The sequence below is a fragment of the Psychromicrobium silvestre genome (assembly GCF_013408295.1).
GTDB classification, from domain to species: Bacteria; Actinomycetota; Actinomycetes; order Actinomycetales; family Micrococcaceae; genus Renibacterium; species Renibacterium silvestre.
The window spans coordinates 118979-144097 of the sequence record NZ_JACBYQ010000001.1 but is presented as its reverse complement, the minus strand read 5'-3'; the positions used below and the strand labels follow the sequence as shown (position 1 = coordinate 144097).

Annotated in this window: 29 protein-coding genes; 12 read left to right on the top strand and 17 right to left on the bottom strand. The window is 59.4% G+C overall.

Features of this window, described 5'->3' with window-relative positions:
• Window positions 1–22: 22 nt before the first annotated feature.
• The 7 genes from FHU41_RS00700 to FHU41_RS00670 all read left to right on the top strand — a co-directional run bounded on the left by FHU41_RS00700 (window position 23) and on the right by FHU41_RS00670 (window position 6037).
• Window positions 23–802, top strand: coding sequence for an SDR family NAD(P)-dependent oxidoreductase (locus tag FHU41_RS00700; RefSeq protein WP_179387757.1), 780 nt, complete (start codon window positions 23–25; stop codon window positions 800–802).
• Window positions 803–844: 42 nt separating this feature from the next.
• Complete coding sequence (locus FHU41_RS00695) at window positions 845–2119, top strand: low temperature requirement protein A (RefSeq protein ID WP_246279393.1); 1275 nt, start codon at window positions 845–847, stop codon at window positions 2117–2119.
• Window positions 2120–2213: 94 nt separating this feature from the next.
• The gene (locus FHU41_RS00690; protein WP_179387756.1) at window positions 2214–2369 is read left to right on the top strand and encodes a carboxymuconolactone decarboxylase family protein; all 156 of its coding nucleotides are present in this window, start codon (window positions 2214–2216) and stop codon (window positions 2367–2369) included.
• A gap of 15 nt (window positions 2370–2384) precedes the next feature.
• Window positions 2385–3089, top strand: a complete 705-nt coding sequence (locus FHU41_RS00685; protein WP_179387755.1) for a DUF2071 domain-containing protein — start codon at window positions 2385–2387, stop codon at window positions 3087–3089.
• A gap of 4 nt (window positions 3090–3093) precedes the next feature.
• The gene (locus tag FHU41_RS00680; RefSeq protein WP_179387754.1) at window positions 3094–4737 is read left to right on the top strand and encodes a beta-N-acetylhexosaminidase; all 1644 of its coding nucleotides are present in this window, start codon (window positions 3094–3096) and stop codon (window positions 4735–4737) included.
• On the top strand, window positions 4727–5071 hold the full coding sequence (locus FHU41_RS00675) for a DUF6157 family protein (RefSeq protein ID WP_218846889.1): 345 nt from the start codon (window positions 4727–4729) through the stop codon (window positions 5069–5071). Before FHU41_RS00680 ends, FHU41_RS00675 begins: the two co-directional genes overlap by 11 nt.
• Window positions 5072–5221: 150 nt before the next feature.
• The gene (locus FHU41_RS00670; RefSeq protein ID WP_179387753.1) at window positions 5222–6037 is read left to right on the top strand and encodes an alpha/beta fold hydrolase; all 816 of its coding nucleotides are present in this window, start codon (window positions 5222–5224) and stop codon (window positions 6035–6037) included.
• Window positions 6038–6075: 38 nt separating this feature from the next.
• Here FHU41_RS00670 and FHU41_RS00665 read toward each other — a convergent pair whose 3' ends face one another.
• The 6 genes from FHU41_RS00665 to FHU41_RS00640 form a co-directional block, all read right to left on the bottom strand.
• Window positions 6076–6690, bottom strand: coding sequence for a hypothetical protein (locus FHU41_RS00665; RefSeq protein ID WP_179387752.1), 615 nt, complete (start codon window positions 6688–6690; stop codon window positions 6076–6078).
• Between the two features lie 36 nt (window positions 6691–6726).
• Window positions 6727–7206, bottom strand: coding sequence for a hypothetical protein (locus tag FHU41_RS00660; RefSeq protein WP_179387751.1), 480 nt, complete (start codon window positions 7204–7206; stop codon window positions 6727–6729).
• A 125-nt stretch (window positions 7207–7331) separates the two neighbouring features.
• Window positions 7332–9431: an alpha/beta hydrolase gene (locus FHU41_RS00655; RefSeq protein WP_179387750.1), complete on the bottom strand. Its 2100-nt coding sequence runs from the start codon at window positions 9429–9431 to the stop codon at window positions 7332–7334.
• A 310-nt stretch (window positions 9432–9741) separates the two neighbouring features.
• Window positions 9742–10038, bottom strand: coding sequence for a WXG100 family type VII secretion target (locus FHU41_RS00650; protein WP_179387749.1), 297 nt, complete (start codon window positions 10036–10038; stop codon window positions 9742–9744).
• A 212-nt stretch (window positions 10039–10250) separates the two neighbouring features.
• Window positions 10251–10649 (bottom strand): DUF3224 domain-containing protein, encoded by a 399-nt coding sequence (locus tag FHU41_RS00645; protein ID WP_179387748.1) that lies wholly within the window; start codon window positions 10647–10649, stop codon window positions 10251–10253.
• Between the two features lie 12 nt (window positions 10650–10661).
• Window positions 10662–11027, bottom strand: coding sequence for a VOC family protein (locus tag FHU41_RS00640; RefSeq protein WP_179387747.1), 366 nt, complete (start codon window positions 11025–11027; stop codon window positions 10662–10664).
• 80 nt (window positions 11028–11107) lie between these two features.
• Between FHU41_RS00640 and FHU41_RS15350 the strand changes: the two genes are divergently transcribed.
• Window positions 11108–11971, top strand: a complete 864-nt coding sequence (locus FHU41_RS15350) for a DUF6597 domain-containing transcriptional factor (protein WP_218846888.1) — start codon at window positions 11108–11110, stop codon at window positions 11969–11971.
• 193 nt (window positions 11972–12164) lie between these two features.
• The gene (locus FHU41_RS00630; protein WP_179387746.1) at window positions 12165–13094 is read left to right on the top strand and encodes an NADP-dependent oxidoreductase; all 930 of its coding nucleotides are present in this window, start codon (window positions 12165–12167) and stop codon (window positions 13092–13094) included.
• A 71-nt stretch (window positions 13095–13165) separates the two neighbouring features.
• Here the strand turns inward: FHU41_RS00630 and FHU41_RS00625 are convergent, their stop codons facing one another.
• Complete coding sequence (locus FHU41_RS00625; RefSeq protein ID WP_179387745.1) at window positions 13166–14914, bottom strand: L-aspartate oxidase; 1749 nt, start codon at window positions 14912–14914, stop codon at window positions 13166–13168.
• A gap of 76 nt (window positions 14915–14990) precedes the next feature.
• Between FHU41_RS00625 and FHU41_RS00620 the strand changes: the two genes are divergently transcribed.
• A complete protein-coding gene (locus FHU41_RS00620) occupies window positions 14991–15941 on the top strand; it encodes a LysR family transcriptional regulator (protein ID WP_179387744.1) in 951 nt (316 codons plus the stop codon).
• Between the two features lie 77 nt (window positions 15942–16018).
• A complete protein-coding gene (locus FHU41_RS00615; RefSeq protein ID WP_179387743.1) occupies window positions 16019–16831 on the top strand; it encodes an ArsR/SmtB family transcription factor in 813 nt (270 codons plus the stop codon).
• 109 nt (window positions 16832–16940) lie between these two features.
• Here the strand turns inward: FHU41_RS00615 and FHU41_RS00610 are convergent, their stop codons facing one another.
• Both FHU41_RS00610 and FHU41_RS00605 read right to left on the bottom strand, forming a co-directional pair.
• Window positions 16941–17687, bottom strand: coding sequence for an alpha/beta fold hydrolase (locus FHU41_RS00610; RefSeq protein ID WP_179387742.1), 747 nt, complete (start codon window positions 17685–17687; stop codon window positions 16941–16943).
• A gap of 45 nt (window positions 17688–17732) precedes the next feature.
• Entirely contained in the window at window positions 17733–18617 is an 885-nt protein-coding gene (locus tag FHU41_RS00605) for a winged helix-turn-helix transcriptional regulator (protein ID WP_179387741.1), read from the bottom strand.
• A gap of 94 nt (window positions 18618–18711) precedes the next feature.
• On the opposite strand from FHU41_RS00605, the gene FHU41_RS00600 reads away from it, so the two are divergent.
• Window positions 18712–19962 (top strand): MFS transporter, encoded by a 1251-nt coding sequence (locus FHU41_RS00600; protein WP_179387740.1) that lies wholly within the window; start codon window positions 18712–18714, stop codon window positions 19960–19962.
• Here the strand turns inward: FHU41_RS00600 and FHU41_RS00595 are convergent, their stop codons facing one another.
• The 8 genes from FHU41_RS00595 to FHU41_RS00560 form a co-directional block, all read right to left on the bottom strand.
• A complete protein-coding gene (locus tag FHU41_RS00595) occupies window positions 19963–20436 on the bottom strand; it encodes an SRPBCC family protein (RefSeq protein WP_179387739.1) in 474 nt (157 codons plus the stop codon). It lies immediately after the preceding gene.
• Entirely contained in the window at window positions 20433–20810 is a 378-nt protein-coding gene (locus FHU41_RS00590) for an ArsR/SmtB family transcription factor (RefSeq protein ID WP_179387738.1), read from the bottom strand. Before FHU41_RS00590 ends, FHU41_RS00595 begins: the two co-directional genes overlap by 4 nt.
• A 548-nt stretch (window positions 20811–21358) precedes the next feature.
• Entirely contained in the window at window positions 21359–22165 is an 807-nt protein-coding gene (locus FHU41_RS00585) for a VOC family protein (protein WP_179387737.1), read from the bottom strand.
• Between the two features lie 94 nt (window positions 22166–22259).
• The gene (locus tag FHU41_RS00580; RefSeq protein WP_246279391.1) at window positions 22260–22538 is read right to left on the bottom strand and encodes an SRPBCC family protein; all 279 of its coding nucleotides are present in this window, start codon (window positions 22536–22538) and stop codon (window positions 22260–22262) included.
• Between the two features lie 43 nt (window positions 22539–22581).
• A complete protein-coding gene (locus FHU41_RS00575; protein ID WP_179387736.1) occupies window positions 22582–23565 on the bottom strand; it encodes a TIGR03086 family metal-binding protein in 984 nt (327 codons plus the stop codon).
• Window positions 23566–23886, bottom strand: a complete 321-nt coding sequence (locus tag FHU41_RS00570) for an ArsR/SmtB family transcription factor (RefSeq protein WP_179387735.1) — start codon at window positions 23884–23886, stop codon at window positions 23566–23568. It lies immediately after the preceding gene.
• 75 nt (window positions 23887–23961) lie between these two features.
• Complete coding sequence (locus FHU41_RS00565) at window positions 23962–24426, bottom strand: group II truncated hemoglobin (protein ID WP_179387734.1); 465 nt, start codon at window positions 24424–24426, stop codon at window positions 23962–23964.
• A gap of 38 nt (window positions 24427–24464) precedes the next feature.
• On the bottom strand, window positions 24465–25112 hold the full coding sequence (locus FHU41_RS00560) for a winged helix-turn-helix transcriptional regulator (protein ID WP_179387733.1): 648 nt from the start codon (window positions 25110–25112) through the stop codon (window positions 24465–24467).
• Between the last annotated feature and the right edge of the window lie 7 nt (window positions 25113–25119).

Below are 25119 nucleotides of genomic sequence, written 5' to 3'. Positions count from 1 at the left end.
TTTATTGCAAAGGAAGATTCTCATGTCTCAACTCGCACTCGTCACCGGAGCCTCTTCGGGTATCGGCAAAGCGTTCGCTGAATACCTCGCCGCCGAGGGCTACGATTTGATCGTCGTGGGCCGTCGCAAGGACCGGCTCGAGGAGCTCGCGGCTTCGCTTACGGAGGTGAAGGTCCGGGTTGTGGTCGCTGACCTAGCCACCGATGATGGCCTCAACTCGGTGGCAGAACTATGTGCCAGCCAGCCTCTCACGCTACTGGTGAACAATGCCGGAGTGGCGCACTATATGCCGATCTCGGAGCTCTCCGCCGAGCAAGCCCGCGAACTGGTGAACGTCAAAGTTGTAGCGCCGACCATGCTCACTCATGCTGCCGTTCCGGGAATGCTCACTCGCTCTTCGGGGACTATCATCAACGTGGCCGGCATGATCGCCTTCTCCGGTCCAGCCCCGAGTTCACAAATGCCGCGGCGGGCCGTCTACACCGGAACGCTGGCTCATCTAGTGGCGATGTCCCAAACTCTCAGCGCTGAACTAGAAGGAACCGGCGTCCGGGTACAAGTAGTTTGCCCCGGCGTGGTGGCCACCGAGTTCCACACCGTTCAGGGCATGGACCTCTCCTCAATCCCCAGGATGAGCGCCTCCGAGGTGGTTACCGGCGCTATGCGCGGCTTAGAACTCGGCGAAGTGGTGTGCGCCCCAGGGGTGGACGACTATGGCGTACTTCAAGCCGTTTTCGATGCGGATCTGGTCGCTTTTGGCTCGCAAAGCCATGAGCTAGCTACCCGCTATAGCACCCGCTGAGGGCATTAGCGTAATATTTTGAGCCATTCATAAGGGGGAATTTTGGCTGAACCGAGCACTTATTACCGGCACGGACTACGACGAATGTTGGGGCGTCGACAAGACGAGTCGCACCGCGCGGCAACACCGCTTGAGTTGCTCTTCGACCTAACCTTTGTGGCCGCCTTCGGCGTAGCCGGCGGCGAACTCGCCCATGGCATCGCCGAAAACCTCTCCTTAGCTGCCGTGGGTGGCTTTGCCTTTTCGATGGTGGCGATTATCTGGGCCTGGATCAACTTCTCCTGGTTTGCCTCAGCCTTCGATACCGATGACTGGTTGTTCCGTGTTTTGACTATGGTGCAGATGGTCGGAGTCATTGTCTTAGCCATCGGCCTCCCCCAAATGTTCGCCTCTATTGAGCATGGTGAGGCGGTGGCAAACGAGGTCATGGTCGCGGGCTATGTCATCATGCGCGTCGCGGTTATCGCACAATGGTTGCGCGCAGCCAAAGGCAATCCGCAATTCAGCAGGGTGGCCATGACTTATGTCATCTTCATTGGCGTGGCCCAGCTAGGTTGGGTTGCCCTCATTCTGCTTCCCCTTGGCCCTATCGAGTTCCTGATCTGCGCCATTGTGGTGGCCGCCATCGACTGGATGGGCCCGATTATTGCGGAGTCCAAGGCGGTTCGACACGACGGCGCGACCCCTTGGCATGCCCATCACATCGCCGAACGCTATTCCCTACTGGCGATCATCGCGCTCGGTGAGACCGTGATGGGCACCCTCGCAGCATCCCAAGCGATCTCTGATGCCGAGGGCTGGACCTTTTCAACGGTGATGGTGATCGGACTCGGCGTGGTGATGACCTTCGCGCTCTGGTGGGTTTACTTCCTCGTTCCGAGCGCTCCGGTTCTGGCGGCTCGACGGGAAAAAATAACGGCTTGGGGGTACGGGCACATTGTCGTCTTCGCAGCGATTGCCGCTGTGGGTGCGGGGCTGCACGTAATTGCCTATGTTTACGATGAGCATTACCACCTCAGCACTCTCACTGCGATCTGGGCTGTTGCCATTCCGGTGCTGGTTTTTATGGCCGGGCTTTACCTGCTCCATGCCTGGCTCGTCTCCGGACTTCCGAAGCACGCCGTCCTGCAGGCAGGAACTCTCGCTTTGCCGGTGCTGGGGATACTCCTTGCTGCAGCGGATTGGCCGCTGTGGGTGTGCTTACTCGCCGTAGTGCTATCCCCGGTCGCCGTGGTCGTATCGTACGAACTCGGTGGCTGGCGTGCCCTCGATACCCAAGTTGCTGGCAGCATCCAGAAGGCGCAAAGTATTGCCTGATACCCGCTATCACCGTTCCAGGAGCCCTGACTCGGATTGCTGACCAAGCCGATCTGGTCCCGGATGCGCTTTGGGCTATGGGCTATGACCTCAGGTGTCCTCTTTTTACACCGAGTTTTACACCGAGGAAGAGCACCCTTCCCTGGTGTTATCCATTGCGGCCATCAATGTGTGGAATCGGAGCAATATTGCTGCGGCGCAACCGCCGGGCAAAAGTGGGGTTGAGCGTTCAAAAATGATCGTTCGTTAGCTGTTGACTGGAGCAATGGCACTGTCCTTAGAATCCATCGTCGAACGACGGCTCCTCATCAACTACCGGCTTGACCCTGCCCTAGCTCGACGACTGTTGCCGTCTCCATTCCGACCGCAACTGGTGCGGGGTGAGGCGGTAGCCGGGATTTGCCTGATCCGCCTGGGCTCTCTCCGACCGACTGGACTCCCCCAGCGTATTGGTTGGCGGGCGGAGAATTCGGCCCATCGAATCGCCGTTGAATGGGACGGGCAGGCCGGGCCCGAGTCCGGAGTCTTTATCCTGCAACGGCACAGCGGCTCTTGGCTCCCCGTGCTGGCCGGGGGCAGACTGTTCCCCGGGGTGCACCAACACGCCAACTTCAAAGTCTCCGAAAAGGACTCGCATTTCAAGGTGCAGATGTCCTCCCGGCAGGCTCGGATCAAAACGGAAGTGGCTCTTGGTGGCACCTGGCGCAGTGAGCTGTTCAGCAGTCCCGAGGAAGCCTCGCAATTTTTCCAGCAAGGCTGCACCGGCTGGTCACCCGCCCGGCAAACGGGTCGTTTCGAAGACATGAAGCTGCAGACAGATCGATGGAGGACCGAGCCCGGTGAAGTCTTGGAGCTGCGATCTTCCTTTTTCGAAGCCTTGCCGACGGCCGCCGTCGCCCTCGATAGCGCGCTGGTAATGCGTCATGTTCCGGTGAGCTGGAGCGCACCAGAAGCACTGCCGGTAGGTTAGTGGCATGCCGACTCTGCTGCCTAGGCCTAACCTTTTCGTGCCCCGCACCGGATATTTCCAGTTCACCGCTTTGACCTCCGTTACGGCTCCGGATGAGCTGAACCCGGTACTTTTCTACCTGCAATCCGCGCTGCGCCCGGCCAGTGGCTTTCCTCTCAAAGAGGGTCAGGACGGCAATATTCGGTTAGCGCTTTCGACGGAGCTAGCAGCAGAGGCCTTCCGGCTGGAGATCTCCCCGGAGAGCGTTCAGCTGACCGGCGGCGACCAAGCTGGGGTCTTTTACGGCTGCGTCGCTCTACTCCAGCTGCTACCGCCGGAGATCTATCGACGGGCTCTCGTCACCGGCACGGATTGGTCGGTTCCGGCTTGCCTGGTGGAAGATGCGCCTCGCTTTCGCTGGCGCGGTGCCATGTTGGACGTGGCTCGGCACTTTCTGCCCAAGCACGAGGTGCTGCGTTTCATCGACCTAATGGCCATGCACCGACTCAATATCCTGCACTTTCACCTGACCGAGGATCAGGGCTGGCGGATTGAAATTCGACGCTATCCGAAGCTGACCGAAATCGGCAGCTGGCGCACCGAGACCCAGGTCGGTGCGGTGGATGGCTCCCCGAGCGATGGCCGCCCGCACGGTGGTTCCTACACCCAGGCCGATATTCGCGAAATCGTGGCTTACGCCCAGCAGCGGCAGATCACCGTGGTTCCGGAAATCGAATCCCCCGGCCATGTGCAAGCTGCGCTGGCTGCCTACCCCGAGTTGGGAGTCAGCGGCCAACAGTTACCGGTTTTCACCCGTTGGGGCGTGAATCCTAATGTGCTCAATGCCGAGGAATCCACGGTGGAGTTTTTCCAGAATGTGCTCGATGAGGTGATGGACCTCTTCCCCTCACCGTTTATTGGCATCGGCGGCGACGAATGTCCCAAAGAGCAATGGCTGGCCGATCCGCGCACCCTTGAGCGAATGGCGGAACTAGGCGTCGCTGACGGCGAGGGCTTGCAGGCCTGGTTCATCGGCAGGCTGGCCGAGCATGTCACCGCCCGGGGCCGCAGGATCTTCGGCTGGGATGAAATCTTGGAAGGCGAACTAGCTACGACGGCGCTCGTCGCCTCTTGGCGCGGCCTCACCGGTGCGGTTTCGGCCGCCAAACGGGGGCACGATGTGATCGCCTGTCCCGACGATATGGTCTACCTGGATTATCGACAGTCGGAATCCGCTGAGGAACCCATTCCGGTGGCGATTGCGGTGAGCGTCGAGGACGCCTATCTGTTTGAACCGGTACCCGCCGAGTTGAGCGCCGAAGAGGCCATGCATGTGCTGGGTGGGCAGGCCAATATCTGGACCGAACATATGGACTCCCCGCGAACCGTCGATTATTTTGCCTTCCCCCGACTCAGTGCCATCGCTGAGGCGCTCTGGATCACCGGAGATCGCGACGTTGAGGAATTTCGTCCCCGCCTAGAAGAGCATCTGGCTCGTTTGGACGCCTTGGGAGTGGAGTATCGACGAGCCACCGGACCGCTGTCCTGGCAGCAGCGACCGGGAGTGCCCGGGCGTCCTTCCAGTCGCGAGGCACGCGCAACTTTTATGGAGCAGTTGGTGGCGAATATTGTGCAGAACCAGCCGGGGGAATCCAGCGGTGGAAACTGAACCGGAAAGCGTCGATTACTTCGACACCTTCATTACCGTGGCCCCGGATAGCGGCGCGAGTAGCGCCAGCGAACCACCGCTGCGAGCCGGTAAGGAGACCGTGTCTTCGGCAAGTTTTGAAATGATCTTCCGGCAGCCCTATCGTTGGCGTTCCTCGGAGGTCATCTTCACCGTCTGGGCCGATCGTCGAGACATCCCGGAGGCGGAACGGGAGCGGGCTTGGGCCGAGTTCTACGCCAAGGGCCAGCCCTGCCTGCGCTCCAGCGATCTGGCAAAACGATATGGTTGGGGAATCCATGCTGACCATGACGGTCGAGTGGCTTGTACGGCGTAGGTTCAGCCGAATATCAGGCCCTAGCCTCGGGCAGCGCACCGGATGGCGGCCCAGTGGCGGTCATCGCCGCTATGCGCAGTAAACGCTGAGCACTGGTTGCTAAGCAGCGGCCCGGATTCAGCAGCTATTTGCATTTACGAGAGGAGTTTCGTGCCACCGGATGCCCGCACTTCCACTGGGATCGCCTACGACCGAGCCGGGCCCGCGAGCAGAGTGCCCCTCGTGCTGATCCACGCCGGGGTGGCGGATCGCCGAATGTGGGAAGAGCTGTGGCCCGCCCTGAGTGCTACCCGAGACGTTCTTCGCCTCGATCTGCGGGGGTTCGGCGGCTCCGTAGCACCTCCGGAGGGCCAGCTCTCCCCCGTTGACGATGTACTCGGTTCGCTGAGCGAGCTCGGTATCGAACACTGCCACCTGGTCGGCGCTTCCTACGGAGCCGGAGTTGCTGTGGAACTGGCGCTGAGCAAGCCCGCGCTGGTGGAATCACTACTGCTCAGCGCGCCCGGCGGATCCCTGATGCCCGAACTGACGCCGGACCTGCAATCGTTTTTCGAGGCCGAACGGACTGCTCTGGTCAAGGACGATCTGAATGCCGCCGTCGAAGCGAATCTTCGCTACTGGGTAGATGGCCCCCGGCAACCGGCCAGACGAGTCGCCCCGGAGGTACGCGAGCTAGTCGGACGGATGCAGCGTCGCGCCTTCGAACTGACGGCGGATTGGGATGACCTCGAAGAAGTGGAGTTGAAGCCAGCGGCACTCGATCGGCTGACGGAGGTTCGCTCGCGCACTCTAGTTTTGCTGGGTGAGCTCGATCTGGAGGCGATTCACCGGGCCGCAGAACGGGTGTCTACCGAGATTCCGAATGCTCGACTGGTCCGGTGGTCGGATACTGCGCACCTGCCGTCGATGGAACGCCCCGCCGATTTCCTGGCTCTGCTAGAGGATTGGCTCACTGAAGGCAGCTAGCCGTGAGGGCTCGCGGGCTTAGCTCAACCTAAAGCCGCTTAGGGAATGATCTTAGTGGTGGTTTCGTTGGCCAGTGGGTCGAGAGTGCAGTCACTTTGCACATTGATCGTGCTTCTGGTCTTTCCTGGAGTGAACTGCACTGAAACCCCTGTTGGACTTGTTGCATTAATCTGTCGACCTGTGGTGTTGCCACCCATGTTAGTGAAAATAGATTCAATAACGTAGCCCTTGGATTCCCAATAGGCTTTCATCTGCTGAACAGCTAGATCGGGATTCACCACTCGCCCACCGACGATCTGACGTCCATATAGTCGCCCATCTTCCTGGTTTCTAACACCGCAGCCCTCGGCAACGTAGCCCGTGACATCCTGTCGATCCCAATCAGCGAACGTCGTGCCAGAATGCTTCACAATATCGTCCATAGTGTCCAGGAAGTCCTGAAAAACCACCTTCGCGCTGCGGGTTCCATCGAAGGGATATCCCGGGTCGACAGAACTCGTCGTACACCCCACTAAGGAGGTGGCCAAGAACACCAACACACCGACGAGGGCTAAGCCTGTCCCCGAGGTGGCTCGAGTCTTGCACCGGCCGCGAGGCGAGGCCGGTTCGCGGTGTCGATCCGGCATCCCGTTCAAGGCAAACAGCCCGCTCATCACTGGCACAGACTCCTCATCTCCCAGGACTCCGAACTACGGGGTCTTGGTGGAAGTTCCACTAGGTGTTGCCGGTGCACCTAGTGGAATGGTCTCGGTGGTGGTTTCCGCAGCCAGCGGATCGAGAGTGCAATCACTTTGCACATTGATCACGCTCTCCGCTTCCTTGGCGGGAGTGAATTGAACAAGAATACCCGTCGGACTCGTTGCATTAATCTGACGCCCGGTGACGTTATCGCCCATGTTAGTGAAAATAGATTCAATAACGTAACCTTTAGACTCCCAATAAGCCTTCATCTGCTGAATAGCCAGATCAGGATTCGCCACTCGCCCACCGACGATCTGGCTAGTGTATTGCCTGCCATCTTCTTGACTCTTAATGCCGCAAGCCTCAGCGTTATAACCTGCAATATCCCCCTTGTCCCAGGTGGAGAACTCTGTACCAGAATGCCTCACAGTATCGTCCATAGTGTCCAGGAAGTCCTGAAAAACCACCTTAGCGCTGCGTGTTTCCATATTCCCTCCGCCATCCGTTCCTGCTCCGGAATTCCATAGTCCGCAGCCACTGAGTAATACCAGGGAAGCGATACACAATAGGGTCACCCCGCCGCGGAAGAGTCGTTTTCGAACATAGCTAGTTTTCATGGCACCTTCCGTGGAATCTTGCCCTTAAGTTGTTCCGGCGATTGATGAGTCTCGTCCGGGCCTTGATCGATCAGCCCGTGACCGGTATCGATGTATTTTTCCGTCAACGGTATCAGTGGCTGAATTTTGTCTTCTTGGCCTGTAGTAATGAGGGCGATGTTGTGGGCAGACTCTGTTTTGAGATCGAGATAGCCGTGTTCTTTGCTGGCAAAAAAGAGCTCCTGACTATCCTTGGGGCCGTTCGCATCATGGCCGTTTACTGCATAATAGGGAGTTCCGTCAGCATCATAACCACCCTCGGAAGAGAAGGTATGCGCCCCAAACCAAGCCTCGGTGGGATCGAACCGCGGATGGATATTGCCACCATTGAGGGCTTCCAGCGGCGGAGACCAGATACCCAATTGGGAGCCATAGATCCCGAGCGGTGCAACATTGTCGCCGCCGGCGTGGGTGACGTAAACGGCAGGCTGTCCACCAGGATGGGCGACGTGCATAAGGCTCGCCTGAGGCACTTGGGTGGGGTCGATGCCTGCGGAGCCGAAGAAACAGACGGTATCGACCGGGTATTTAGTGTGCGTAAGAGCAACGGAACTGGTCGTGGTGCCATAGGAATGCGCCACCACATTGAGGTGATAGCCACTGCCCGGCCCACGAGTATCTTGAAAGCCATCGAGCGCAATTTGCAGCTTTTCCGCACCGGTATTGGCGGCGCTCATGGACAGCACAGCAGAACTGGGAGGTTTATCCGGAGTCTCGTATCCAACCCAGGACACGACAACGACTCCCTGCTTTCTTGCCTCATACCCCATTGCCGCATACTGACCTTTATAGAGATCCTGGGCCGATTTAGTCCATGACTCAATGCCGTCCGAAAGAGTGGTTCCCATACCGGGCACATTCCAGGTCACGTTCTTCGCCTTGTCCATATTCCCAATGGCTATCGCTCCGAGCGGCTTGCCGTTGTTCAGGTCAAAGGAAATCAGCGATCGCAGCGCGCCCTGCTTATCGGGGATTTTGAGGGCGTCCTTGATTTTTTGGATCGCGGTATGGACCTCCGGACTAGTCCCCGGATCGGCGTCTATTAGCTCAATATTCGTTTTATTAGCCCTGCCTCGGTCCGCATAGGGGATGCCGTTGAGGTTGCCAACAATTCCAGGCATCGTGGCGATCAGCAGATTTCTCTTGGCTTCGTCCAGTCCCGACCACCAACTCTTTACGGCGTTGACATTCTCCCCCGGATTCACTACCAAGGGATTCCTTGCTTGCCCTGGGTTCATCAGCCCGTACAGCACGAGTTGTTCTGGGGTGAGGTTGCCGAGTTGGTTGAGGTATTCCTGGCGGTGGGTGGAGTTGCCGCTGTCGAGTTCTTTGCGTAAAGCATCGAGTTTGGTGAGTTTCGGGTTTTTGTCCTGGTGTATCAGGGCTGCTAAAGAGCCGGGTCCGATCGGGATGTTATTGTCGAGTCCGGCTTTGTAGGCTGCTGCGGCGGGGCTGGTAACGAAAGCGGTAGTGGTAGCGATCCGGTCCCCTTCGGCTTTGTAGCGTTCCCGGAGGTCATCGGCTTGGTGGTTGAGGTGATCGAGGCGTTGCTGGGCGTCATTGATCATGTATTGCCCGCGAGTATCCGAAAAGATTTGTGCCAGACCGGGCAGGATGGTTTCTATCGCGGCTTCAGTGATGGCTTCCGGTAGGGAGCGTTTCGCGGCGTCTTCGATGCGTTCCTGCTTGCCCGCCTCAACCAGCGCATGCCCTTGATTGAGGTCGTCATTAGCTTGGTGTGCTTGGGTCAGGAGTCGGTCGGCTTCATCCTGAAAACTTTGCAGGCTGGCAGTCCAGGACTTATAGCCGTTCGCAAGGTTCTCACAGCCCTGACCATAAACTTTCAGTAACGCCCCATCACGGGCCAGTAACGTCCGGGCCGCCTCCACGGAAGCCCCGGAACCAGCAACATGAGTGCGTTCTAACAGGTTCTGGGCGTCGGAGAGTTTCCCGGCTTTATCTCCCCAGTTCATCGAGATCCGTTGAACGTCCTCCACACACCCTGGGGCTGGGTCTGAGCCGCCGAGCAGCGACCAATCACCGCCTCTGCCCATCATTTCCCCTTTACTTGTCCACTGAGCATCGCATCGACCTGCGCGAATTGTGCTGCTGTGTCGTGAGTCTGCTGACTATCGGAAGTGATCGCGTCAGCCAGTTTCGGTCCGTCCTGGTCCCAAACCTTAGTGAACGTTTCACTAGCCTCCCTCAAGAGGGCATGTCCCACATCGCCGGTCACTGCGGGACCAGCCGCATCCACCTCATGACTCACTAAGGACAGGGCAGCACTAGCAGCATGAAACGCCTGGTATTGAACCTGAAGAACAGCCACCCATCACCACCCCTTCTCGTGAACTAGAGGTGGTTCTCTTATTTGCCGAGCTTGGAGGCGAGGTGTTGATCGGTGGATTCCAGGGTCTGGGAGGCATGACGTAGATACGCGGCAAGACCTTCCAGACCGCTAACGGCTTGCTGTGCACCGTGAGTGAACTGGGCATACTCGGCTTCGAACGCTTTCGAGGAAGAGTCCGTCACATACCCCGACGCGACTAGGGACTGGATCTGACGCTGTAACTCAGAGAGCTTCCCTTCCAGATCAGCCCGCCCGTTATCTAACTGCGTACCGGCAGCATCCAACTCACCATACGAAACCTTCAAATTCGCCATCACAAACTCCCAAGGATTCAGCGGGTGCCGGCTGATCCGAAACCGCAAAGTCCATTAAGAATATAAAAACGATAGACAGAAAACAACCCCACCCCAAAACACCACAAACAACCCAAACACCCACATCGAGTATGGAGATCTACACGCTCAACAACACCCAAAACATGCAGACCCCCACACTCGACGAAAGGAAGGACACTGAACCAGCCCACTCAGAGCGTGTAGTCGAAAATCATTCGGTGCGTGCCGTCGTCGTCAATGATCAGTTGCACGTTGCCCGCGATTCCCGTCAGCTCCCCGGTCCCGCTATGCGGCACGATCAGGCTGAATTCGTCCGAGCGGTCCGAACCGGTAGTGGAAGCGCTGTGCAAAAAGGCAAAGACACCAGATTTGCCCGCCACCGTGCCCTCGAACGTTTCCAGGGCGAAGTAGCTGCCGGTACCGGAATCCTGATCGAAGGCACTGGTGAATTGTGTGATGCTGCGCCCAACCACCTCCCCCGAGTAGGTCTTATTCATCCGGGCGTAGCCCGCTGGCAGGGCACTGACAATTTCGGTGACGGTGTCCACCGGGGTGAAATCCGACACCGTGAAAATGCTTTCGCTAATCATCCTTGGCTACTCTCAGTTCTGCGGTTTGGTCAGGCAGAAGGGGTGTCCGCCCGGATCAATCAGTACCCGCCAGCTCTGCCCTTCCTCCTGATCGGATGCCACCGTGGCCCCCAGGCTGAGGCACCGCTGTTCCTCGGCCGCAATGTCCTCCACCGCCAGATCCAGATGGAATTGCTTGCTGCCGCGTTCATTAGGCCAGGCTGGCGGCTGATAATCAGGGATCTTTCCAAAAGCCAGTACATAATCCGGACCTTGTAACCCCGAATACTCTTCGGCCGAATACCTGATCTCCCAGCCGAGAACGGCAGACCAGAAAGTCGCCATCGCGGCGGGATCGGCGCAGTCTATGTTCACCATAGCCACCCGAGTGCTTGTCATTATTGCTCCTTCATCGATGCTCCAGACTGTTTCGGGACTCTGCAGAACAGTCGTACAAACAGTATGCCTACGATGGTGTTGTGCAGGCTTGGACAAATGCGACAGAAGGCGAGCGCGCCCGGGAGCGGCCGACGTCGAGCGACTCTGGGGTGCTGCGGCCAGAGCAACTTGCTGCCTTCACCTCCTTGCAGCGCCACGAGTGCATGGGGCCACTGGGCAATTGGGTGGAGAACTTCTGGACGCTCAGCTGGGATCTTCCCGAAGGCAAAAGTTTCCTCAGCAATACCGCACCGCATCCCGCCTGCACCTTGAGCATCGAACGTGGCAACACCCGGCCGGAGGTGCACGATCCAGTGGTGCTCACCGGGATTGTCACCCAACGCTTCGAAGTGGAGCTGCGTGGACACGGCCGGGTGGTCGCGGCGAAATTCAGGCCGGGCGGCTTGGCTGCACTGACCGGAATGAGCGCTCATTCCTGGACTGACCGAACACTGCCCGCAAAGGACCAGCTCCCGGCCGATTTAGTAACCAAGCTGATGCAGATCGATGAGCCGATGAGCACAGAAGTCGCCGTCAACCAGCTGCACGAGGCACTCTCCCGCTTGCCGCACGGCGAAGATCCGCGCTATGACCAGCTGCTGACCATCATCGCGGACATACTCTCGGAACGCTCGCTGGTGCAGGTATCCCAACTCGAGAACCGGTATGGCCTCTCCGCCCGGGCCTTGCAAAGACTCTTCGAGCGATACGTCGGTGTTGGCCCGAAATGGGTACTGGCTCGCTATCGACTGCATGACGCGATGAGCCTGCTCGACGCCGGTTACCAGGGTTCCTTAGCGGATCTCGCCACCTCGCTCGGTTGGTACGATCAGGCTCACTTCAGCCGCGACTTCACTGCCTTAGTTGGCGAGTCACCGGCTCGCTATCGGATTCGCGAGCGGTAAGCAACGATTCTGGCTGGAGGCCAAAGCCTAGCTACCAGGCTAGGGCAATTCGTGATTTTGCCCGCTGCGACGTGAGGATGATCACTCCGTCCGATAAGCTGCGAAAAACCGGAATAGCCTCCACGCATTCTCAGTTGGGCCTCAATATCAGGAACAGCCAGCCGGGCTCAGCCCGCCTCGAAAAGGAGCATCCATGCGTGCCATCAGCTTTTCGCACTACGCCACCGATAATTCATCTCTTGAGCTCGGCGATCTCCCCAATCCCAAGGTGGGGCCGGGTACCTTGCTGGTTGAGGTGAAGGCTGCCGGAGTCAACCCGGTGGACTGGAAGGTTTTGGCGGGCTATCTCGATGGCCTGATAGACACCGTGTTTCCTGCGGTTCCCGGCTGGGATGTGGCCGGAGTGGTCCGGGCGGTTGGCCCCGATACCCCTGAATTCGCGGTTGGCGACGAGGTGATGTCCTATGCCCGTAAAGAAGTAGTTCGTGGCGGAACCTTCGCCGAATTGGTGGCCGTCCCAGCCGAAGCAGCTGTCCGCAAGCCTGATTCGCTGTCCTGGGAACAAGCCGGAGCCTTGCCGCTGGCCGGGCTGAGTGCCTTGAAAACCCTGCAAAATATTGGTATTGACCCCGAAGGCCAAGGTAAAACCGTGCTAATTCACGGGGCTGCTGGCGGCGTGGGTAGCCTAGCCGTGCAGATTGCCGTTGCCGCCGGGGCGAGGGTGATCGGCACCGCTTCCGAGCGCAATCACGACTACCTGCGCAGCCTCGGTGCCGAGCCCGTCAGCTACGGCGAGGGGCTGGTTGAGCGAGTACGCGCGCTGGCTCCGGAGGGCGTGGATGCTTCGGCCGACTTTGTCGGCGGTGTAGAAACGGTGACGACGGCGGTACTCGCCGAAGGGGGCCGCCACGCCTCGATTGTTGACGGCAGCGTGCTAGAGCATGGCGGTGCCTTGCTCTGGGCACGTTCCGATGCCAAGGGACTGAGCCGCCTTGCCGCGCTATCGGATGCAGGAAAGCTAAAGGTCGAAGTAGCCCAGACCTTTGGTTTGGACGGGGTGGGCGAGGCCCTTGACCTCAGCCGTTCCGGGCGCACTCGCGGAAAATTGGTGATTGTTCCCTGATTCTGGAGTTTGCGGGGGTCCGGCACGTGGCCGGACCCCCGCCTGGTTTGCTGCTACTTACGTAGATGCGATTACTCGACTAGCTTTCCTGTAACCGAGTCATCTGCCGCCGCATAAGCCAGCTCGCCGAAAGTCTCTGGTGCCTCCGCTGCCGGTTCGAAGCGAACTCGCTCCCCGATGCTCCAGACCATATTTCCGCGTAGCGCCTCGTCCTGTTCGGGATAGTCGGCGCGGTTGTGACAGCCCCGAGTCTCACGCCGTTCCAGGGCAGATTCCAATGTTGCCCTCGCTGCGAGTATTGAACCAAGCAGATCGAAGGCGTGCGCAAGATCGTCGAAGCCAGCGATATCGGGCTTGGCTGTCAGATTGGGCAGCCTCTCCTCCACTTCGGTCAACCGCTCTAGTCCTTGAAGAAGCCCGCTCTCGGTGCGCACCACGCCAGCGTGTGCGGTCATCAGATCGCGAACAGCACGCTGCAGGTGTCTAGGGTTTTCCGTGCCGTCGCCGCCTAGAAGACCCTGCATCTCTTGACGCGCCTCCGCGACGGCCGCAGCATCCCGCCGGACCGTCTCTAGTCCGCGGCTATATTCCGCCGCTTCCTGCCCCACGATGCGTCCGTAAACGAGGAGTTCAATCAGTGAGTTTCCGCCGAGTCGATTAGCTCCGTGCAAGCCGCTGGAGGCCTCTCCAATGGCATATAGCCCCTCAACTCCGGTTCCGTGATCTTCCGGCCGAACCCAGACTCCGCCCATCGAATAGTGCGCGGTGGGTGCTACCTCGATGGGGCTCTCGGTAATGTCGAGCATTTGCAGTTCGATCAGCGTTCGGTAAACCCGGGGCAGTTTGGACAGAACTTGTTCCCTGGGTAGATGGGAGACATCTAGGTAGACGCCACCGCGTGGAGTTCCCCGCCCTTCGGCAATCTCCGTGTAGCTGGCCAGCGCCACCCGGTCGCGGGTGGATAATTCCATCCGTTCGGGATCGTAGCGGGCCATGAACCGCTCCCCTTCGGTATTGCGCAGCACTCCGCCTTCGCCGCGTGCGGCCTCGGAGACGAGAGTGCCGGCCGCTTCCTCTGGGTCCAAAAGGCCGGAGGGATGGAACTGAACCAGTTCCGCGTCCCTGATGCGACCTCCGGCCAGCGCGGCTAGCCGGAAGGAATCCCCGGTATTCTCATCCCGTCGAGAGGAGGTATGCCGCCAAATACGAGTGTGCCCACCAGCGGCGAGGATGACCGCATCGGCGTGGATGACCACCGGGGTGCCGTCTACGACGTCGAATCCGTAGGCTCCAAAGACCTTGCCTTCGGTGACCAGAAGACGAGTGATGTAGACAGTGTCGATGATCGGGATGTCCAGAGCGGTGGCTCGTTTGATTAGGGTGCGCTGGATTTCAAGTCCGGTGTAGTCACCGGCAAAGCAGGTGCGCCGGTATCGATGAGCGCCGAAGTAACGCTGGCTTAGCCTGCCGTCCTCTTCGCGGGCGAAGGGCATCCCCCAGCGCACCAGATCATCGATTCCCTGAGCGGCTCCACGGGCCACGATCTCCACAATGTTTGGATCCGCTAAGAAATAGGACTCCCGGAGCGTATCGGCCGCGTGTTGCTGCCAGCTATCCTCAGGGTCCATGGTGCCGAGCGCCGCATTGATCCCACCGGCGGCGAGAGTGGTGTGGGCGTCATGCTTACGACGTTTGCCGACGGCGATTACCTGCACGCCCCGTTCGGTGAGTTCGATTGCCGCTCTGAGCCCGGCTCCGCCGGTGCCGATGACAAGAACATTCGTGGCTAGCTGACGTTCGGTGCTGTGCGATGTGTTCATAACTCGATGCTAGGAAGATCCCCACGATTACTCCAATGAATTATTTGAGTCATAACAATGCACATAAGCTATCGTCATGAACTTCGAACAGCTACGCGGCTTCGACACGGTGGCACGGCTAGGGCACTTCACTAGAGCCGCCGAAGAGTTACATCTAGCGCAGCCCTCGCTCAGCCGACAAATCGCCACCCTGGAACACGATCTCGGAGTGGGTCTTTTTCACCGAGTTCGCGGACACATCACCCTCACCGCTGCGGGCGAGACGTTGTTACCGTTAGCTCGACGCATGCTCGCCGACGCGGAGTCAGCACGTCGGGAAATGGCAGAACTTATCGGGCTTCGCCGAGGACGGGTGCGACTCGGCGCAACCCCCACACTGTGTGTCAGCCTGGTCGCCGAGGTACTCAGCGCCTTCCGCACCGCGCATCCAGGGATTGAACTTCAGCTCACCGAGCGCGGCTCCCGCGGGCTGACTGAGGAACTCAACGAGGGCGCGCTCGACCTGGCGCTCATTACAGCCACCGAAAGCGGGCGGCCAACGACGGCAAGCCTCAACCGCACGCCTCTGCTGACCGAGGAGCTGGTGGTGATCTCCTCGGCCTCGCAACGTCCCCTCAGTTCCGGAGGCACGATCAGCCTTAGTGAGCTATCCCGGCTCCCCCAAATTGTCTTCTCCGAGAGCTATGACCTGCGTACCACCACCGATCAGGCTTTCCGCAACGCGGGGCTGACCCCCGTCGTCGCCCTTGAAGGGGCGGAGATGGACGCAGTGTTGCGATTTGTCGAACGAGGTATGGGAGTCGCAGTGGTGCCTGCCATGGTTCTCCTAGACCGCCCGTTACTCAGCTCAACGCGCCTCACAGAACCGCACCTGAGCCGGACAATCAGCATTGCGAGCCGCGCCGATGTGCAGGCAACCCATGCCGCCGCGGCCATGCAAAAGCTCATTACCGCCACAGCCAGAGCCCTCACCGCCTCGGGAGCGCCACTGGCACATTTACTTAGCAATGCGAGTCGATCTTCTTGACATGCAGCCGAATGGCTGCCTATTCTGGGCAGATGTTACCCGGCATCCAGCAGCGAAACGATCATTGAGCAAAACCCATGAACGAACCCGGCAATGCGTTCGACGATGTGTTCCGCGCATTATCGGATCCACATCGGCGATTTCTACTGGATAGCCTCAATCAAGAGAATGGCCAGACGCTCCGCGAACTCTGTGCCGGACTCAGCATGACCCGGCAATCGGTGAGCAAGCATCTCGCCATCCTTGAGACCGCGAATCTGGTTGCCACCGTGCAGCGAGGCCGAGAGAAGCTACATTTCCTCAACGCCGAACCAATCAACGCCATCGCCGATCGATGGATCACCCGTTATGACCGCCGACGAGTGGAAGTACTCGCCGATCTCAAAACAGCATTGGAGCAACCCGCTATGAGCACCTCTCCCGAGTTCCTTTATGTCACCTACATCAAAACCACGGCGGAGCAACTATGGCAGGCTCTGACCGAGCCGGCCTTCACCAAGCAATACTGGCATGTAGCCCTAATCTCCGATTGGAAGACCGGCTCAACCATCACCTGGGAAGTGGCAGGCATCTCGATTGCCGACCCAGAGCAGACCATCCTGATCTCCGAGCCGCCGCATCGACTCTCTTACACCTGGCACACCGTCACTCCGGAGTTTATTGACGCGGTAGGTGGCGGTAGCGAGGACTTCATCGCGATGGGCTCGGAGGACCGCTCAGTGGTCGGCTTCGAGCTGGAGACGCTCGGTGAATTGGTGAAGCTCACCGTCAAGCAGACCGGATTCAAGGACGGCAGCGCCATTCTTGCGGGCATCTCCCAGGGCTGGCCGAGCATTCTGGCGAGCCTTAAGTCCCTGCTTGAGACCGGCGAGGCGCTCAGCTTCGAATAGATCCAAGTAGAAGCGTGCAGCCGGGTAGGACTTTAGGCGTTTTTATCGGCTTAGCGGCTCGAATTGATCGAGAATGCCTACCCGGCGGCACCACAATCAACTGACGTCTCTACTGGAAGGCGGCGTTGATCGCCCCAGCGAACTCCTCCGGAGCTTCGAGCATGAGCAAATGCCCGGTGTCGGCAATCTCGGCATAGCTTTTCGCCCGCTGGAGCGCCCAGGCTGGGACATCCCAGTCGGCACGGGATCGTTCCCCCGCCACCAAATGCACCTCAACCCGATCGAAGACCTCTTTTAGGAGCACCTGATATTCGGGTCGCCGGGTATACTCGACGACGGCGCGCGCGGTCGCCTGCCTCGTCGCGGCCGGTTGATAGGCCAAGGCTTCACGAGCCTTCCGCAATCGACCGGCTGTCACTAGAACCCCAGCCTGGGCAAGCCACGCCTCGGGATGCTGGACGCTTTCCTGATGCGAGGCGGCCGCTTCCTGGCTGGTCATTTCCGCCAGCCTCGCTGACCAGAAAGCGTCGACCAGGGTGAAGTTCCCTTCGGCAAAGACCAAGGACTTTACCCGACCCGGATATTGCTGCACAAAGGCCGCGGCAATCACCCCGCCAACTGAGTGGCCCACCAGGTTAACCGCCCCGTTGATGCCCGCCTGCTCTATGGCCCGCTGAAGCTCCAGCGCCTGGCCTTCAATCGAAATGTTCTGGAATTGCTGATTGCAGCCATAGCCCTGCAAGTCCGGGCTAATCACCTGGACGGCATCCAGGTGCTCAAGACATTCTGGATCGGCGAGACCTCCAACTAAACCGTGCACGAAGACAATTGGTAGCGTCGAGCCTTTGTTGTCCATTTCCACTCCATTTCTCTCCATACCCGCTTTACCGAGACACCCGCCTTACCGAGACACCGAAAGCTGTTCCCGGAAGTATCCGAGTGCTTCGGTCACCGACCCCGCCGGATCCGTAATAGGCAACTGCACTTCCCCGATAATCCCGCCAGGATCGACCATGAGGGAAAACCGCTTGAACCTATCCAGCCCGGAGGCTCGGAAAGTGGGCAGTCGGAGCGTGGCAGCCAGCTTGCCGTCCTGATCCGAAAGCAAGGGAAAAGGTATTTCCGCCCACTTCGCAAAGGCTTCGAGTTGATCAGGGCGTTGCATACTGACGCCCGCAACCTCAACCCCGAGAGCTTGAAAACTGCCATAGTGCTGGGCAAAAGTTTTGGATTCCAGAGTGCATCCGGGAGCACCTGGAATCCGCTCCCAACCCCGCGGATAACCATTCTCAGAGGGTGCATAAGCGCCCGGAAAAAAATAGAGCACCTGCCAAGACGCTGACGCCAAGGGGTGAAGCTCTCCATCGTGGCCAGGGAGCGCCAGTGCGGGAAGAGCAGTCCCGATCAGCTCGTGCACCCGATGGAACTCCAGCGATCCGGGGCTGGTAGTGGCGGTCAGTTCCCCATCACCAGCGATATGACGGGTTCCCCAATCCTGCAAAGCGATGAGGACTGGTAAGAAGCCCTCGCCCTTTTGGGTGAGCAGATAATCGAAGCGTGGCGGCCTCGGCAGGTACTGCTGTTTGTGGAGCACGCCGTCCTCCACCAGGGCAAGTAGCCGCTCGGTGAGCGCCCTCCTGCTAATCCCTAGCTCTCGCTGGATCCCTTCAAAACGGGCGTTTCCGCCGGCCACTTCACGAAGAATCAAGAGAGATTGCCAGTCGCCGATCACCGCGGCAGCCTGTGCGATGCCACAATCGGCGTCGCGCAGATCCTCCTGTTTCATCAGCCGCCTCCTTCTCGACGCTTTCGATCCGAGTGTAGTACATTCCATTATGGAACTTATTAAGTTCCATAATGGAACTGACTTGGAGGCGTTGATGGAAGTAGTCACCCAGGAACACCCAGACACCAGCACGGCGCGTTTCTGGCGCTTCTGGGTGGCCACCGGCACCACCCGTCTCGGATCTGCGATCAGCACGGTCGCCATGCCACTGGTGGCACTAGTGACCCTCCAGGCCAGCCCTTTGCAGCTGGGTCTAATAGCGGCATCGGCGAATGTCGCCTGGCTAGTCATCGGTCTGCCAGCCGGAGTGATCGTGGAGCGCCTCCCACTCAAGGCAACTCAGGTGAGCCTTGATCTACTCCGCGGCATCGCGCTGGCCAGCATTCCGGTCGCCTGGCTGCTCGGAGTTCTCAGCGTCACTCAACTAATCCTGGTCTCCTTGGTGATGAGCTTCGCCACCGTCCTTTTCGACGTCGCAAACTCGGTCTTTCTTCCCTCCATCGTGCCCTCGTCCGAACTACAGAAGCGCAATAGCCTAATGAGCGGGACGGACGCCGCAATGAGCATGGCAGGCCCCTCACTGGGCGGCTTACTAGTCCAGCTCTTCGGCGCAGTGCTGACCACGCTGGCCGATGCTTTCAGCTACCTGATCTCTGGATTACTACTGTGGTCCATCCCCAGCAGCAAGGCACCTCGACGGGTATCCCAAACTCCCATGAGAACAGCAATCGCCGAGGGTTGGCGTTATGTGATTCGGCACCCGGTGATGGGGCCCTGCATGTGGTCAGCCACCGCAATTAATTTCGTTTGCGGCGCCCAACTCACTCTCTTTCCCCTCTACCTGGTGCACGAACTGAATACCCCAGCCTCGCTCATCGGGCTACTGCTCGCCACTGAGGGCGTTGGCGCCCTGATCGGCGCAACTCTTTGCACCAGACTGGTGCAACAACTTGGCTCAGCCAGATCTTGCCTACTAGCCGGACTGTTTGCCGTGGCTGGAGCCGCCCTGATTCCCTGCGGTTCCGGAGCCACCGGCTGGCTTCTTTTTGCCCTGGGAAATGCGCTATTTGCGGCCGGAGTGGTGGTCTTCAGTACCACCACTCGTACCTACCGGCAGCTCGCCAGCCCGCCGGAGTTACTCTCCCGGGTGATGGCCACGGTCCGCTTCGTTTCCTGGGGCGCTCTCCCCCTGGGCAGCTTGGCCGCAGGCTTGGTCGCGAGCGCCAGCAGCCCGCGCGCTTTACTCTTGGCGCTGGTGGTCGGCACAGCGCTGGCTCCGATCTTCTTACTCCTCAGCCCTGCTCGTTCGGCCCGGGACTTCGAGGATGTGCAGCCCACAGGGTGATCACTGGCCTCCACTGAGATAGCTACCCAGAATATCGAGCAGCCCCTTGGTGCCTTCTTCACGACCCTCCACACTGTCCAGGCCATCGAAGTGGACGCCTTGTTCGGTGTAGGTCAACAGGGTCCCGCTCCCCTGGGTTTCGACGGCGATAGTGGTCAAGGAAGTGGAAAGGTGCTGATCATCGACCCACATATCGTAGGTAAAGACCATGCGCTGCTGGTCGATGATATCGGTGTAGGTGGAGAAGAATCGGGACTTCGGTCCACCATGCCATTGCCCCGCTTCAACACCGTGCCCGCCGACCCGGAAATCATGGGACTTTTCTTCTGTATCAAAGGCTGATCCTCCGCCAAACCAATGGTCCCTGGCTTCATTGTCGCTGAGCGCCCGCCATACCTGCTCGATGGGTGCCGGATACTCGCGCTCGACGACGAAGGTCGCGTGGACTTGGCTGCGTTCGGTGTCATTACTCATTTTTTGGACTCCTTGTCCTGGTTTTTCTTAGCTGGGGTTTTCTTGGCTTGAACTGAGTTTTCGAGAAACGCTCCGAGCCGGTCCAGTCGCACTTCCACGGGAAGCCGCTGTTCACCGATCCAGTTCGCCGCTGGCGTCAGAGCCTCAGCATTCAGCTGATAGGTGCGTACCCGTCCGAGTTTCGTTGAGCTGACGATGCCAGCTGTCTCAAGAACTCCTAAGTGCTGGACGACGGTTGGCAGGGACATTTCGAATGGCTTCGCCAATTCGGTCACCGAGGCGGGGCCGTGCACCAAACGCTCAACCATCGCGCGACGGCTGCTATCAGCTAACGCGCGAAACATCCGGTCGAGCGTTTCCGAATACTTAGGCATATGCCTAAGTATTCGGAAACGCTTCCAGAAAGTCAAGTGCAACGACCCCACCCCTGCCGTTCATTTGATGAGCGTGCGCAGTATGTAAATAATCAGCACCGCATCACGGCCGAACACGTACGGCGAGCAGTCAGCTTAGAAATAGGACAGGCCCCACCCGGCAAAAGGGAGCCTCCGGCACGGAGGACGGCGATTTCCACCCTCTCCGGCGTCGGGTCCACTATAAGAAAATCACCGCGCTCCCGGCTGTGCCTGACATCCTCGATCTAACCGCCGAAACAAACTGAGATACCAGTTGCGGCGAGGGCTACTCCAACGCGGACGCACGTTGGCGAATCGGGCGAATGCCGAGGTAGAAGCCGTGGATCAGACGTTCTTTGGCCAACTCGGAACGGAAGCAAAGGCTTTTACCACGGCGCTGCAGGAACTTGATCAACTGCATCGTCGCCGCTAGAGCCGTCGTTAAGAATCCTCGTTAAAGCAAGAGGCCCCAATGCCCAGCCTGCACCCAACGGCGCTGCCAAACATCGGGGCCCTGCTATCGGAGATTACTGCGCGGCCGGAGCCTGGGTACGCCCGACGTTAATCACGCCGAAAACCTCTCCCTGCGGCCCAGCCACGATACCCATGTGACCGAAAGGAGTCTCCTCCGCGGGCATCATCACGGTGGCTCCGAGCTCCTGAGCCTTAGCAATGGTTGCTTCGGTGTCATCGGAGGCGAACCAGGTCAGCCAGTAGGCACCTTCGCCAGGCTGTTTAGAATCATCGCCAAATCCGCCAACATTGTCCTCCGGGCCGGCTGCACCAGGAAGCGCGAAGGTCGAGTAGATCATGTGCTCGCCGTCGCCAACCTCGTTGTAGGAGTAGCCAAAGACCTCGGTGTAGAACTTCTTCGCCGCCGCATAGTTGCGGGTGTGTAGCTCGTTCCAAACATAGGCTCCGGGCTCATTGAAGATTCCGGCACCGGTATGGGTTTTAGCCTCCCAAACGCCGAAGGCAGCTCCGGTGGAATCGGTGGCCACAAACATCCGGCCCGCATCCATCACATCGAAGGGCGGCATGAAGTTCTGCCCACCGGCCGCGGTGATCTTGGCTGCCACTTCGTCGGCGCTATCCGCCGCAAGGTAGGTGGTCCAAGCGGAAGGAACCGGCATGCCTTCCGGCTTCGGGCCAAGACCCGCCACTGACTTTCCTTTGAGCGAGGCCATCAAATAGCCGCCAGCATCTTCGGAACTGTCCTGGATGTCCCAGCCGAAAAGCCCGGAGTAGAAGGCCCGTGCAGCCTCCAGATCATCGACCTGCACATCGACCCAGCAGGGAGTTCCTTGGGGCCACGCTTCGTCACGAGTTGGCATATCAATCACACTTCTTTCAGTTAGTTGTTGTGGTACTTCAGGATTCGAGCACGTTCTTGAGGGTGGAAAGCTGAGCGACTTCGGAAGCCATTGTCTAGGCACCCACTGGTCGAGCGGGTCCGGCCACCACCTGGAACCGAAGTTCCTTAGCGACCTGCGCCACAGTGATCTCATAGTCGCCGTCGATGGCTCGACCGCCCGGGCCACTGAGGATCTGGCGATACACCGCACCGACTTCACCCGGATTGCCACTTTTCAGCTCAATCTGCTGAACCCCGGAACGCCAGGCTTTGTTGTTCAGCCCGTCGGCCAGAAATCCGTAAACTTCATCTGCGGTTCGGCTAATGACGATCTTGCTCTCGGCGTGAGCCATAGTTCCGTATCTTTCTTCAGTGGTCTCTGTGATTCCGGCGTCGCTAGTTTGCTGCCGGTACGGCGCGTCCGGAATGTGCGATCAGGCGTTCCAGGCTGCTGGCCGTCTCATCCACCACGGTGGCCTCCGCGAAGCTGCCTCGCTCGCGCTGCTCAGGGGTGATGGTGGCTTGGGCAAGACCGAGGACATAATCGGACAGGGCAGGGGCGACGGCGATGGACTGCCCGGTGGCGGTGGCCAGGTCCCAGGCGTGGATCAGAAATTCGATATTGAGGATGTTCGCCACGATGGGTGCAGGAAGCTGGGCAAAGCCCATATCCACGGTGCCCTCAAGGCCGCGAGCGCGGAAGGTTTCCAAGGTGGGCTGTGCAGCATCCGCGATCCGAACTTCGACGGCGGCGCTTGCGTCATCACTGAGCTGGGCTCCCAGCGCACCACCAATGTGGTTCACCGAGCCGAGCAGATGCTCGACCAATTGAGCCACGGTGAAGTCCGCACAAGGTGTTTGCTTGTCCAGATCTTCCTCGGTGACGCCGCGCAATACCCGCAGCACCACGGCCAGAGCCGCTTCCGCACTACTGAGTTCATCGATCGGGTCCGGGGCCGCTGCCCATTCATCGGGTCCGGCGTCGCCGGTCGTGCTAATCGCGGTGAGCCGCTCCAAGTAGTGGTTCCAGCCCTCGGCATGACTCGCAGACTGTGCTTCGTTCAGGCCTTCGTGGACTAGGCGGACCGCGGTACCTTCCGGAACTTGCTCCAGCGTAATGGAGACCGTGGAAGCACCGGGCGGCAGCTCGCCGTCGCCCTCCCAACCCCAGGTGAAGACAACCCGCTTACCCGGCTCGATCTCGGTGAAAGTACCCGCGGCGTTGTGTCCGGGCGTGATGGTCCAGCGGTATTCACCGCCAACACGCAGATCGACGCGGGCTGCAACGGTTTGCCAGCGGCGTAGCCGCTCCGGCCGGGTGATCAGCTCAAAAGCCGCATCCGGGCTGACCGGAAGGGTGACTGTTTTGTCATAAGACATTTAGGAATCTCCTTGAAGGGAATGGGAGTTGAGGGCCAGCGCCTCGGCCACCAGGAGGTCGAGTTCATTCGTCCAGAACGAGTCGATATCCGCCTTGAGGCGAGCCATACCGTCCTGTTTCAGGGCGTAGAACCTATTGCGTCCTTCCTTACGGGCGGACACCAAGCCAACTTCGGCGAGCAGCAACAGATGCTGTGAGATGGCGGAGCGACTTACCGAGAAATTCTCGCTGAGTTCGCTCACCGTCCGTTCACCTGAGCCGAGGAGCTGCAAGAGGCGACGGCGGTTCGGTTCGGACGCCACCTCCAGCAGATCGAGCATAGTAATAGGTTAGTCATCACTAACGCATTCCGCAAGGCTGGTTTTGTTCAAGGCGAATGGCACCACACGGCGGGCTTAGGGCTGATACGGCGGCGCCACTCCCCAGCCCCAGCGCGGCGTTGGCGCATGCTCGGCAACCTTGGCGCCGGGCTGAGAGTTGGACAACGCCAGCCGAGTCCCCCATTCGACGTACCCCACGAAGGCCGCCCGGAACTCGGGATCATCCGGCAGCTGCGCATCGTCGGCAGCCAAGCTCATCAAGGAGGCAAAGCGGAACCGCTGCTCCTGGCTGATGTTCAGATTGCGGTGGTGATTGACCATTCGCTCGTAACCACCGAGTTCCTCGGTATAGCTGGCTGGACCACCAAAAACCTCGATCCACCACAGCGTGACATGCGCCCGATGTGCCTCGCTAACCCCACCGGGAAAGAGCGGGCTCAATAGTTCATCGCCTTCCACCCGGTTATAGAAAGCATCGATCAACCGTCGGAAGGCCTCCGCGCCGCCGGCCCAGTCGAAAAGCGATGGTGTGTCAGTCATGGCGCAAGTGTAGCGACCTCTCTGTCCCTACACCACCACTATTGGGCAGCCGCCACCGCGCTCAGGAGATTGGCCACCCTGAGCCGAGCTCCGGCGTCGGACGTTATCTCCAAACCACCCGTCTGACCGGGTGCAATATCTCCGGACACCACGGCTAGAAAGGCGTCAAGACTGCCGGCAACAGTAGCGGCCACCGGTTCCGGGCTGACTCCCGACCGTGCTCGTACGCTGGCACCGTCGACCGAAATATGGAATTGCTCCGCCCCAATGCGAAATTGGTAGATCTCCTGAGTTTCCGCCGAAGGCACGGCGGCGGCGGAGAGTCCTAAGGCGATCAGCTCGGCTCTGGGCGGGGCACTCGGGGCCTCCGCAACAGGTAGACCGAAGCCCCACCTCGCTAAGCCCAGCACTATGGGACGCAGGCCTTCCCCTAGCGGCGTCAACTCATAGAGCGAGACAGTATTTGAGGCCTCTGATGAATGCCGCTCAATAATTCCGTGACCACGTAGCGCGGACAAGCGTTCGGACAACCGATTGGTCCCCATTGTGGGGAGCTGGTTGAGAAGCTCGGTAAAGCGCTTTGGCCCGAGCAGCAGCTCCCGCACTATCAGCAAGGTCCAACGTTCGCCCACCACGTCGAGCGAACGAGCGACCGGGCACATTTCACCGTAGCTACGTGAAGGCATAGCAAAA